The organism is Prochlorococcus sp. MIT 1327, from assembly GCF_047304785.1.
GTDB classification, from domain to species: Bacteria; Cyanobacteriota; Cyanobacteriia; order PCC-6307; family Cyanobiaceae; genus Prochlorococcus; species Prochlorococcus marinus_D.
In genome coordinates this window covers 1,549,402-1,561,042 of the sequence record NZ_CP138972.1, presented here as the reverse complement: position 1 = coordinate 1,561,042, position 11,641 = coordinate 1,549,402, and the positions used below count along the sequence as shown (strand labels likewise).

The 11,641-nt window shown below is 46.4% G+C and carries 11 protein-coding genes; 2 read left to right on the top strand and 9 right to left on the bottom strand.

The window, feature by feature from the left end:
- Positions 1–80: 80 nt before the first annotated feature.
- Genes SIB80_RS07600 through SIB80_RS07580 form a run of 5 tightly spaced genes read right to left on the bottom strand, consistent with a single transcriptional unit; the run spans position 81 to position 3,408 of the window.
- On the bottom strand, positions 81–581 hold the full coding sequence (locus tag SIB80_RS07600) for a tRNA (cytidine(34)-2'-O)-methyltransferase (RefSeq protein ID WP_063420232.1): 501 nt from the start codon (positions 579–581) through the stop codon (positions 81–83).
- A complete protein-coding gene (cobU, locus tag SIB80_RS07595) occupies positions 578–1,138 on the bottom strand; it encodes a bifunctional adenosylcobinamide kinase/adenosylcobinamide-phosphate guanylyltransferase (protein WP_063420231.1) in 561 nt (186 codons plus the stop codon). The genes SIB80_RS07600 and cobU overlap by 4 nt, the downstream gene beginning before the upstream one ends.
- Entirely contained in the window at positions 1,125–2,273 is a 1,149-nt protein-coding gene (gene pxcA / locus SIB80_RS07590) for a proton extrusion protein PcxA (protein WP_063420230.1), read from the bottom strand. The genes cobU and pxcA overlap by 14 nt, the downstream gene beginning before the upstream one ends.
- 10 nt (positions 2,274–2,283) lie before the next feature.
- Complete coding sequence (gene psb32, locus SIB80_RS07585) at positions 2,284–2,967, bottom strand: photosystem II repair protein Psb32 (protein WP_063420229.1); 684 nt, start codon at positions 2,965–2,967, stop codon at positions 2,284–2,286.
- Between the two features lie 33 nt (positions 2,968–3,000).
- Complete coding sequence (locus SIB80_RS07580; protein ID WP_063420359.1) at positions 3,001–3,408, bottom strand: tellurite resistance TerB family protein; 408 nt, start codon at positions 3,406–3,408, stop codon at positions 3,001–3,003.
- A gap of 68 nt (positions 3,409–3,476) precedes the next feature.
- Between SIB80_RS07580 and SIB80_RS07575 the strand changes: the two genes are divergently transcribed.
- Positions 3,477–4,100 (top strand): cofactor assembly of complex C subunit B, encoded by a 624-nt coding sequence (locus SIB80_RS07575; protein ID WP_063420228.1) that lies wholly within the window; start codon positions 3,477–3,479, stop codon positions 4,098–4,100.
- On the opposite strand, the gene lptC is transcribed toward SIB80_RS07575, so the two are convergent.
- The gene (gene lptC / locus SIB80_RS07570) at positions 4,072–5,256 is read right to left on the bottom strand and encodes an LPS export ABC transporter periplasmic protein LptC (protein WP_063420227.1); all 1,185 of its coding nucleotides are present in this window, start codon (positions 5,254–5,256) and stop codon (positions 4,072–4,074) included. The genes SIB80_RS07575 and lptC overlap by 29 nt on opposite strands.
- Entirely contained in the window at positions 5,256–6,800 is a 1,545-nt protein-coding gene (gene metG, locus SIB80_RS07565) for a methionine--tRNA ligase (protein WP_063420358.1), read from the bottom strand. Before metG ends, lptC begins: the two co-directional genes overlap by 1 nt.
- Before the next feature lie 700 nt (positions 6,801–7,500).
- On the opposite strand from metG, the gene SIB80_RS07560 reads away from it, so the two are divergent.
- On the top strand, positions 7,501–9,312 hold the full coding sequence (locus SIB80_RS07560; protein WP_063420226.1) for an FAD-dependent oxidoreductase: 1,812 nt from the start codon (positions 7,501–7,503) through the stop codon (positions 9,310–9,312).
- A 42-nt stretch (positions 9,313–9,354) separates the two neighbouring features.
- Here the strand turns inward: SIB80_RS07560 and SIB80_RS07555 are convergent, their stop codons facing one another.
- Positions 9,355–11,406, bottom strand: a complete 2,052-nt coding sequence (locus tag SIB80_RS07555; RefSeq protein ID WP_063420225.1) for a ribonuclease catalytic domain-containing protein — start codon at positions 11,404–11,406, stop codon at positions 9,355–9,357.
- Between the two features lie 11 nt (positions 11,407–11,417).
- Positions 11,418–11,639, bottom strand: a complete 222-nt coding sequence (rpsR, locus tag SIB80_RS07550) for a 30S ribosomal protein S18 (protein WP_011130118.1) — start codon at positions 11,637–11,639, stop codon at positions 11,418–11,420.
- Between the last annotated feature and the right edge of the window lie 2 nt (positions 11,640–11,641).

The following is an 11,641-nucleotide window of genomic DNA, read 5'->3' as shown; positions in this document are numbered from 1 at the left end:
TTGGCCGGAGTCCGGGAGAAGTTAGCTGATCTCCCCTCGATTAGGCAAGGGGTCTCAGAAGCAAGCTTGGTTCGGTTTACTCACCACAGCCCCAGTTGCCAGCCAGCCTCAAAGCTCACGATGGCGCAAGCCACAGACAGGTTTAGGCTCCTTACTCCGCCCTGCCCCTGTTCACTTGCTGCTCCAGGCATGGGAATTGTCGTGATCTGATCACACTGCTGACGGATCTTGCTAGGAAGACCGATGTCCTCACGGCCGAAAAGCAAAACATCTCCGGTTTGGAAACGCATCGAACGGAGGGGGATTCCTCCAAATCTGCTGCAACCGATCAGACGATGATTAAATGGCAGGCATGTGCGAAATGTATCCAGGTCAGAATGAACTGATAAATCTACGTGAGGCCAGTAATCAAGTCCTGCTCTACGTAGATAGCGATCATCAAGGCTGAACCCAAGAGGTTCAATCAGAGCTAGTGGAATGCGGAAGGCTGCACAGGTCCTGGCGATATTTCCTGTATTAGGTGGAATACGTGGCTCGTATAGAGCTACGCGTAATGGTGAGCGTTTATTTGGATCGTTCATGGCACCGCAATACCAAGATGTTTGAGATTCAATGCTCGACCCTGTATGACAAGCCAGCTGTTTGATGCCAACGGTTCCAGTTCCTGAGATAGCTTCCCAAGACGATCTCTAAATAGACCTCCATTGGATGTAATGGGTACAACACCCCAGCCAGTTTCCTCAATGACAATCACGATGGATGCATCATGTTGTTTAATCGTTTGCAGGAGATCGTTCTTCAGGGCTCTCCATTTGCTCGAAGGTTGGTCGAGGTGCCATGCAACAAAACCACCCAACGCTTCAATTAAAACAACATCTGATCTTGGCATTTGAATGATTGCCTTTTTAAGGTCTGGGCCTGATTCAATTACTGACCAGTGCTTTGGTCGACGATTACGATGTTTTTCAAGCCTTTGCTCCCAATTCTGATCGCTAGCTCTTGTCGGCGAGGTGGCGATATAATTTACAGAATTGAATTGTTTGACCAAGTGTTCAGCCCATCGACTTTTCCCACCTCTGCTTGGACCTGAAACTAGGGTAAGACCTTTAAGTATATGTATAGTGTTAGCCACTACCATTCATTCCGCGTAGGGTTGCAACAGAAGAGGGAGAGACGCGATTGAGATAACGGAAAATCCAGTACTTAAAGATGGTTGCAAGTATCACAGGGAAGGTGGCAATGAATAAAAGTATGAAATTTTCTCGAGCTGGAAATCCAAAATGATTTGCAATCCCCTGCAATAATACCTGCCATCCTTCGGGACTGTGGAAGCCTACAAACATATCTGTAAAAAGAATGATTGCGAATGCCTTTGCAGAGTCACTTAAGCCGTAAATTGCTTCGTCTAGGAACCCTCGGAGAACTCTCAACTCTTCCCGATTAATTATACAAACAAAAGCAAAAGCAATCAGTGCTGCGAGATCTGCTAGGACATTTTTTATTGCATGTGTGCTTTCTTTATCAGCTTCATTCTTAAGTTGAATTGCTTTTATTGCCAGAGCTTTCTGTAGTTCGTCTTGACTTGGGATTGAATCACCTTTGAGTAAGGCATCAAACTCTATCTCTGCCTTAAATACTCTAAGTTTTTCAACGGCTTGTTCTTCAAGTTGGGGTTTGGGATAACTCAGAAATGGCAGCTCTGGGGCCAAGTAGTCAATCGCCGGGGTGATGAGATAAGTTCGGCTGATCTGTTGCACCAGTAACGGCACCAGAATTAGCAGCAAGATGATCTTTAATGAGATCAGAGTGGAATCGCGACGGCGGCGAAAACCTGCAACCAATGTCGCCTCGGATGTTGGATCAAGCTGTCGTCGCACCTTATCAACTAAACCAAGAAGTGATCTGGGAAGAGGGTCGGGTGCCCTGCTTATAGATGTTGATCTTGAAGAACGCTTCGGGGCATAGCGATTAACAATCGTCTCAATTAACTGAAATTTTCGATATTCTTGACTGTCAAGTTGGCTGATATTAGGCTTAATAGCCTCAAACGTTAAGCGACAGATATTTACAGCCGTATGGAATTTGCGCAATATGGTTGACTGTAATGATCGAGGAACAGAAAGTTGCAGGTTGGGTCTTATAGGCCGATCGCCGTAGTATTCAAGCTCAAGTGTCTGGATCAGAAGTGCTGCTTCGTAACCACGTTCAAGGTCATTATTGATGTCTATCGATCGAGCTTCCCCAAATGTTCTCATCCAGTCCCTAAGCGTCATGGTGTTTGACTCAGCGAGAGAACACCCACCAAGTGGCCATCGGAACGATGGTGCCTACAACCATCAAGACAACGACCACTAGGGTTGCATTACTGTTTTGTGTTTGTTCTTGTGATGGGATATTGGTTTGCTTAATTGCGCTAAATGTTTCTATAGGAGGTCCTGGGTCCTCCCCTCCATCCAATACAACTTGTAAGCGAGTAATTGCATCAAAGGATGCTTGCTGGTAGCGCTCGCCTCCCACTACTGGCTTGTTCATTGTCGTACGGCCAGTGCTCTGCAAAAGGGCGTCCGGTAATTTGCTTTTTAAACTTGTATCTGCCAAGACAACAGTTTGCTTGGTTTGTGCATCTATCAAAATCACTAGCAGAGGCAGCTCTTTTTCACCAGCGCTTGTGGACCATCGATCGATCAGCGAACTGCCGAAGTTGGAAAGGGAAACACCATAATCAAGTTTACGAAGAGTAATCAAGCGAGCATCAAGTCTTTCGTTTCCGAGCTCAACAAGACGTCCTTCAATCTGAGAACGAGACACTCTGCTGAGGACATCAGCAGAATCCACAACATGGCCTTCAGGCCTTGCAACAGGAAAATCTTCTGTTGTTATGGCAAAGGCTCCTGGTACAAGGAGAATCAGACTCAGGAGGATGCTGATCAGAACTCCGAGAAAGCGGCTTGATCTCAGCACAGGCATCGGTTCAACAACAGCTCATATTGCAGTCTGACGTCAGCTGAGCAAGCTGTCTCGATTCAGAGCAGAAATTGCTTGAATCACAATCCTTGCTCGATCAGAAGGTAAGTCAAGCTTGCAAGCTAGATCCTCCAGGAAAGCAGCTTCCTCCTTTGAGACCTCACGATCTGAATGGACTAGTTGGGCGGCAACTGCCAAGGCACTTTCCTGTTGAAGCGAAGACAGGGCAGGTATGGCTTTGCTAATCAGTCCATCTACACCCTCCTGGCGCAACAGGCTTAGGAGTTGGTCAAAAAGCTCGCCCATAGCGGCTTCCGAGCTCTCCCGATAGGGGTATCTGAATTCAAGTAGGCGACGAAGGGCATGGGCTTCGTCGCGACCGAGAGCCCCGTCACAAGAAACGGCAGCGAGGGCTACTGCTGCAAAGGCTTCAGCGTCGGTCATGAAAGCTGGAACAACACAACCCATTTGAGCAAGAGTGCGTGTATCTGACATCTCTTTTGTTTCGTTCGATGCGACCAGTTGCGCTTATTTCCCTGATTGCCGGGCTGTTGACCCTGTCTTTGGCAGTATTTAATGCTTTGACTGTGGACCTTGTTACGCCGAGCTTTCAGCGTGCTGAGGTCCTGGCTGGCGTTGCCGCCGTCGGGTTGATGCTTATGGCAGTGTTATGGACACAAGCGAGCCCGATGGCTCCCAGTAAGCAGATCCTTGAGGGAAATCAGAGATTCGAATTAGTAGATGGATTGAACGATGGATTACAAAAAGAACTTGCCTGGGGAAGTCATTTATTACTTACAGCAACCCCAGCGGCAGTGATCCTAGTGTATTGGAATAATCAGGTTCTTTTACGTCGAGGAATAAGTGGTAATGGTAAATTCGTTCCAGGTGAGATCTGTAGACAGGCTAGAGATCGAAGCGAATTGATTTCATTAGTTAACACATCATTGTTTCCTGGGAGAATCGAATTTAATCCAATTATTGAAAACTTGCCTGCTGTTATGGTCTATCCATTAGCATCTAATGGTTGGGTTATTCTGGGGGGATGTTCCGAGCGATGTTTTAGTCGTTCAGATGAACTCTGGTTGATTGGATGGTCGCAACGTCTTAGAACTGAATTGGAGGAGAGGACTTAGAGGAAAGGATCGATTTTTCATTACCTCCTTCAATTGTTAGTTGTGATCTCACTTTAGAATCAGATGATGAGAAAGACACTGTTCCCTCTTCTCCAATTCGTCCTTCTAGTTTATCACTTCGAGTAATATGATTATTTGCTTCTCGCTTTAAGATTACATCGCCAATTGCCTGAACCTCCTCCGTGCTCCAATTCCAAATACATTTTTCAGCCTTGAGTTGTTCGCCAGGTTGACTAAGTTCACACTTCTGAGGAATTTCTACTTCAGTACGGGCAAGATCAACTTTGAAACTGCTTCCGCGATAGGTTGAACTTTCCCGAGTTGCGGTGAATGGTTGATTGCTTTCAATCTTTTCGCTATTGAACTTCCAACGCGTTGTCTGTGCAAGTAAACTTGCTTTTTGTTCTGGAATCGTAAGTGTAACAGGCGTAATTAGATCGAGGTAACCCTTTTTCGTGTTTCCTTGCAACCTTGTGGCTGTAAGTTGGTGTGGAATATCACTTTTATTTACAATTCGGTGGCCAAGGATTGGCCCCATAGCATTAAGTTTGCCGCTGTCTAAATTCCAACGGCCATTGCGTCCTTGGATCACAATGGAGGGTTCAAGATTGTCATTCCGTTGTTTTTTCCAACGTTCAAATTTTGTTGGACCTTTAAATACTATTTCTTGGGTTAACTGTTGAAACAATACTGTCTTGGCACTAATTCTTGAAAGATTATCAAGAGCTTGGGGTCGTTGCTCAATCACCATCTTCGATTCATTAGGTGTCCAACGCAAACGATCACCAGTGATCAACACTTTTTCTCCTTTAAGCTGCTGAACCTTTACATTTCCTTCAAGCAGAACTATCTCACCATCTTTTAAAACTGTGGCGGCCTGAGCACTAACTTCAAATGATGGTTTGTTTTCTTTGTAAAGAACACCCTCTGGGTTGCGAGCCCTTACAACTCTGCTACCTAATTCATAGCGAGCTAAGGGGCTGTTTAGGTCCCAGTCTCGTGATCCATCAGCTTGCTTGTGGCGAAGCTCTAGAGATTTAAATACGAAAGGAACTGATGATTTCTTCTGTGGTGATGGGGATTCCTGACATCCCACCATCGTTAAGATCAGCAGCAGACTGCCAAGATGACGTAATGGTAGAAGGTTGAATCGCATTAGAGGGAGGAAGAGAGTTCTAGTCTTTGCATTACGGGTTGAGATGGTGGCAATAAAGCTCCACTTTGCAATTGTCCCCAAGCTAAACATTTAGACCAATCGTTGCTATCAATACTTAGTCCCAATTGGTTGAGCAAGCGTTCGCTTAGAGAAGGTAGAAGAGGATTAATTAATAGTCCTACAAGTCGGCATGCCTCCAAAACTGAGTAAAGATCATCAGCCACTTCGGCTTCATTACCAGGCGTCTTCATTCGACTCCAAGGAGCAGTCTCATTGAGGTAGACGTTGGCTGCAATAGCCAATTTAAGGATCGCCTCAGCTGCATCATGAAAAGCCATGGATGGCATTGATTGACGTACGATGGTAATAGTTGTTTCAGCAGTAGTCACTAAGGGATGAGCATAATCTATTTCATTGCGATGTGAAGGTACAGATCCTTCAAACCATTTTCTTGCCATAGTCGAAGTTCGGTTAAGCAGATTTCCGATTGTATTTGCTAAGTCGTTATTGACTAAATCCATAAATCTTTTCTGCTGAAAATCACCATCATGACCGAACTGGATGTCACGCAATAAATACCATCGAACAGCATCTTCACCACACTCCTCAAGCAGTTTCTCTGGATCAAGTACATTCCCTAGTGATTTACCCATCTTTTGACCTTCACGAGTGAGAAAGCCGTGGCCAAAAACTTGTTTTGGCAAGGGTAAGCCAGCTGATATCAGCATTGCGGGCCAGTAGACTGCATGAAACCGGAGGATATCCTTGCCAATTAAATGTACTGATGCAGGCCACCCACACTCTTCAAGACGTTCTATTCGAACATGGCCACCATCATCTAAAAGAGCACTCAAATAGCCTACAAGCGCATCAAACCAGACATAAAAGGTGTGTTTTGGATAACCAGGTACTGGTAAGCCCCAATCAACATCAACTCTTGAAATTGAAAAATCTCTAAGACCCTGAGCTACAAAATTCTGTATTTCTTTCCGGCGACTGACTGGCCAGATGAAATCTGGCTGTGAAATGAGATCTTCGATTTGTGATTGGAAACGAGAAAGTCTGAAAAAAAGGTTCTCCTCATCCCTCCATTCAAGAGGCTTCTGATGAATAGGGCAGGAGGGTGACTGGGCTTGCGGAGGTTCGTCCTTGTATTCTTCACAATCGACGCAATACCAACCCTGCTGCCGACCAAGATACACATCGCCGGAGGTCTCGACACGTTGAAAAAAAGCCTCGACCAGTAACTGATGGCGGTGGCTGGTTGTACGAATAAAGCGATCATTTGAAATATCCCAGCGAGACCATAGATTTTGATAACTGCTTGTGATCTGATCACAATGTTGTTGGGGGCTGATGTTATTGACTTCTGCTGTGCGTTGAATTTTCTGGCCGTGTTCATCGACACCTGTAACAAACATCACCTGCTTTCCTTCTAGTCTCTGGAAACGAGCCAGTGCATCACTGGCCATGGTCGTGTACAGGCTGCCTAGATGGGGCTTGTCATTGACGTAGTAAAGAGGGGTCGTAATGGTATAGGTCATCATTGTGGGGAGTTTCTGCTGCTGCGCAGAGCGGCCGGATCCTAACCAGAACAACTCATTTCGGCTTATTGATCGTCTGCCGTCATCTCTCAGACCAAGCCACGCCTCCCTAGCGTTGTGTTTATCACCAGCTAGAGCAAGCCGACGGAAATTTTGCCCTCCTCAATCCTCAACGTCTTGCTGAAAACCTAGCTGAGATGCAGCCGGAGGCATCCCTTGACTGGGATTCTCAAGCAGCACACGATACAAAAAACTCCTCAAGCACTTTGCGGCGGCACCGATTCATTCCGCAGAGATTCTTCGTACAACGATTGTGGGAGCCAATGGTAGATATGGCCATATCAGAACAGAAGAACTGACTATGGTTAAGGTTTTGGCATCAGCGCTTGATATTCAGATGTTCTCAGTCTTGGCCTGGTGAAAGTGATCAAGACCTTCGACCTTTAGCTTCCATCTGGCACTGGCTTGATAATTTGATCCTGATGCCCCCCTTATATCACCAAATTCAACGTGCACATGAGAGTGGGGCAATGTTCTTTTGAGAGTGACAGCACAATGCTGGGCTGGAGATTTTTCTTATTTCGACGATGATCAAGTCAAATCGCCTCTATCAACAATTTGTTGCGCCTCGCCAGCGTTGTTTAAGCAACCTTTGTTATGAAGCTCAATTGCTTTTTGGCAAAGATGATTTTGTTTTGGGATGACAGTGTCTGCTAACAAAATTTGTTCCACTACGCAGGTGCCCTTGGTGGTCTGGGGTGGAGGCACAGGAGGCGTCGCCTCAGCCGTACAAGCTGCTCGACAAGGAATTAGAACTCTGCTGCTAACACCAGGTGCGTGGCTTGGTGGAATGGTCAGTGCAGCAGGCGTTTCGGCTCCAGACGGCCATGAACTCAGTTGCTGGCAGACAGGCTTGTGGGGGGCCTTCCTTCAAGACATCGCCAAAGTTGAACAGGATGGACTGGATCAGAACTGGGTGAGTTGCTTTGGTTTTAATCCCGCTCGCGCAGAAGAGGTTTTGCGGAGCTGGGTTGTAGATCTCCCCAATCTCGAATGGTGGCCTGACGTTCAGCTCAAATCACTGTTACGTGAGGGAGATCGCCTTGTTTTGCTTGAGCTGGAGCTTGAAGGGCGACAGCATCAACTGCGCTTTGACTTATTCATTGATGGAAGTGATTTAGGCGACAGCTTTTCCCTCGCAGACATTTCTCACCGCTGGGGTTGGGAATCACAAGAACTCTGGAATGAGCCAAGCGCCCCTTCGGCAAAACAATTGAATTCCGATCCATTCTTTGCCAGCCAGCCTGTTCAATCCCCTACTTGGGTTGTGATGGGTCAACTCGATCAACATGCACAATCACCTTCATCACCAGGGTGCTTGCCTCGACCATTCGAAGCTGCAACTCAGGCGTTTGGTTTTGAGCGCACCGTTACCTATGGCCGCCTTCCAGGCGGTTTAGTAATGCTCAACTGGCCCCTTCATGGAAACGACTGGCATAAAGGCTTGGAGCGTATTCGCAGCTCAGACGTCAAAATTAAAAACCAGCTTGCTGTTGAAATGCAGCTGTATAGCTTGTCATTCCTACAGGCTCTTCAAACAGTTAGTGAGGGTTGGCTTAATCCTGGCAAGGTGTTTCCAGGGATCAATCAAAGCCTGGCATTGATGCCCTACTGGCGTGAAGGTCGACGCCTTAAAGGTCAATACACATTAGTGGAAGGAGATCTTCTGCCATTAGCCTCTGGTACAGCCCGAGGACCAATCCCCTTAGATAAACAGGGACGTTGCACCAGTATTGCTGTAGGGACTTACGCTAATGATCATCATTATCCTGGTAAGGATTGGCCGTTAGCCTCAAAAAGTTGTAGATGGGGTGGGAGATGGACAGGTACTCCATTCTGCATTCCTTACGGGGCTCTACTTAGTAGCGAAGTGGAGAATATTCTGATAGCTGATAAGGCCTTTAGTGTGAGTCATATAGCAAATGGTGCAACTCGATTACAGCCAATGATTTTCAATCTTGGCCAGGCTGCTGGAATGGCAGCAGCTATAGCCTTGAAAAAGAGGCTTCAACCAGCAGAAGTTGATATTTCAGAAATACAGCATGAACTATTACATGATATTTATGCCCCAGCCGCTATTGTTCCAATTTGGGATTGGCCTGCATGGCATCCGCACTGGCGTAATGCTCAGAAATTTGTTTTGGCGCAACCAGATTGCCTCAGCAACCATAGCGTGATAGAAGGCTTTAATTTTAAAGCAAATGTAGGAGAAATGCCACTGCCAGATCAAACACCACTCAATAAACATGTGAAAAAGGTTTCAGGTTGCCTTCGTGTTCATTCTGATCAGACATTCTCTCTAGATACCAAGTTTAAATCCTGGCGATTAATAACACTGGAGCCGGCATTAAAGCGGTGGCTAGAATCATGTGAAGACCAGCAGAATGTACACCTTCTAGCAGTTGCTAATCCATGGGGACCATGGCTGAGGTTGATTCGCGTTTTAGATTAATAACAGCTTTTGGTAGTTTGTTTGTTTCTATGATTTGAGAAGCTACTTGGCGACCAGCTCAATCTGATCAGTCAATGGATCAATAACATGAACTCTCATGATCAATGCAAGACCTGGACTAGGGTCGATCAAACCATGGATCTTGCAGGCAAGATCCATAGCCAGGCGTTCCACATGCACAAGTGCAATCTGATCTTGAGGCCTCAACCAGCGCAGAAATAGGGCAGGCCATTGTTCATGGTGATGTTTTAAAAACCACACCTTTTGCCAGTGTCGCTGGTCTTCGCGTTGAATTTGCTGTGCTTGGCGAAGAGGGTCTTCAAGTGCATCCAACTGCTCCATGAGAGCGTGCTCGCTTAATGGAACTGAGCCTCCTAAGTGAGCCACCACCTGTCGATGGGCAAGTAAATCTGCATAGCGACGGATCGGCGAACTGGCTTGTACGTAGGCAGAGAGGCCAAGACTGAAATGGGCCATCGGACGAGTACCAAGGACACCTCGGCTAAGGCAACGCTTGATTGCGGCATGTCGTACAGGTCCTTCAATTAATTGTGACAAGTCAGTTGCACTGGGTAGTTGAGCCGGAGGTTGGCTGCGATAGGGCAGAGCAATGTTTTGACGCTTTCCAAATTCAGCAATAACAGTACCCATCAGAATCATGGCTTCGCTAACTAACCGTCTGGCTGGACTTGACTCAACAACATGAAGTTCAGGCTGATCATCCTTGACTTTGAATCGCCCTTCAGATTGTTCAAGCAGCAGTGCACCTTGTCGCTCACGCCATAATTGGCGTTTTGTGAGCAGGCTTGCGAGTGTTGAAAGATCTTCATCACCAGGAGGCGCAAGCTCAATCAATTCATCCCCATCTTCATAAGTGAGCCGATAGCAGGGGCGAATCCAAGTACGACAAACACGAGTGTCGGCACTACACCCTGATTCGTCTAGAACCACAGCAACACTCAACGCTGCACAGCGACGGCCAGCTCTAAGACTGAGAACTTCTGCTGCAACACTCAATGGCAGCATTGGTCTTAGGCCATCAGCCAAGTAGAGACTAGTTGCTCTTGAACGAGCCTCAAGATCTAAGGGACTGTCCACAGGAATAAGTCTTGCCGGATCGGCGATATGGATCCAAATCCAGTTTTCTTGATCAACACACTGCAAAGAGATTGCATCATCAATTTCCTGAGTTTGATGATCGTCGAGGGTGTAGGTCCTTAAATCACTCAAATCAAGACGATTATCATCGCTTGCGAAAGATAGTTGCTCAAACTTATTGAGTAATTGGTCCGCATGATCTTGTACACTCCCTTCAAAAGATTTTGTCCAGATACTGCCTTTGAGAGTTGTTAGATCGTGTGGATCGCGCCAGCCTTTCTTGATCAACCAATAACGGAGGTTGCTCAGCGATCTACCCAATTTTAAATCTTTAATCAGCTCAAGAGCTTGTTCATCTGCAAAAAAAGAATCCTCTGGACCGTCAGCTAACTCGATTAAACGGTTGATAGTTAACTGAAGATCCGAGGGTAAATCCTGCCACTGATCTTTGCTCAGAGGTGAATCTGCTATCAGTAATGCAAGACAATCTAGGCGTTGCTGCGTACGAGATTGTTGCTTACGGCGCAGCTGGCGGATGCGGCGTAGGTCAATAAGTTGACGTGCTTCAACCATGTGGTCACGTCGAACTCGAAATAAAGGTTGGTCGCTATTAAGCCAAAACCACAATGCTGCGAGATGGATAGGATCATCATTAGTAAGTAGTAAATCAGCTAGTTCTGTAATTTTGAGTGCTGTTGGTGAAGTCTTACATTTACGCCTTTCGCCTTCCAGTAATCGCCAGCCAGCAATTAAATCGCGTGAATTAAGACTAAGGTTACGGGCCTCACTCATTGTGGGTAGAGATGTCTCCACCTCTACCATGTTGTGTTTTTGCTTTAGAACGGACAGCTCTCGACTGGCCAGCTGTTGTTCTCGCCGTGTTCCTGCAACGCTTACGATTGCTCGGCTGCCCTTCAGTGAAGTTAGCAGTCCAATTTGTGGTTGACCTTTTAAAACAAAGCCAACTAAATCACCTTGCTGTAGAGAAGGCGTCAAAGCTGTTGCAATCAGCCTTCTGGATTAACAAATGGTAAAAGTGCAATAATACGTGCACGTTTTACAGCATTAGTAAGGTCACGTTGTTGCTTAGAGGTTAGACCTGTAAGGCGTCTAGGCAGGATCTTGCCACGGTCAGTAATGAACTTCTTGAGAAGATCAACATCCTTGTAGTCGATGGGATCGCCTGGCTTAATTGGCGAAAGACGCTTTTTAAAAAAGGAACTGGACATGA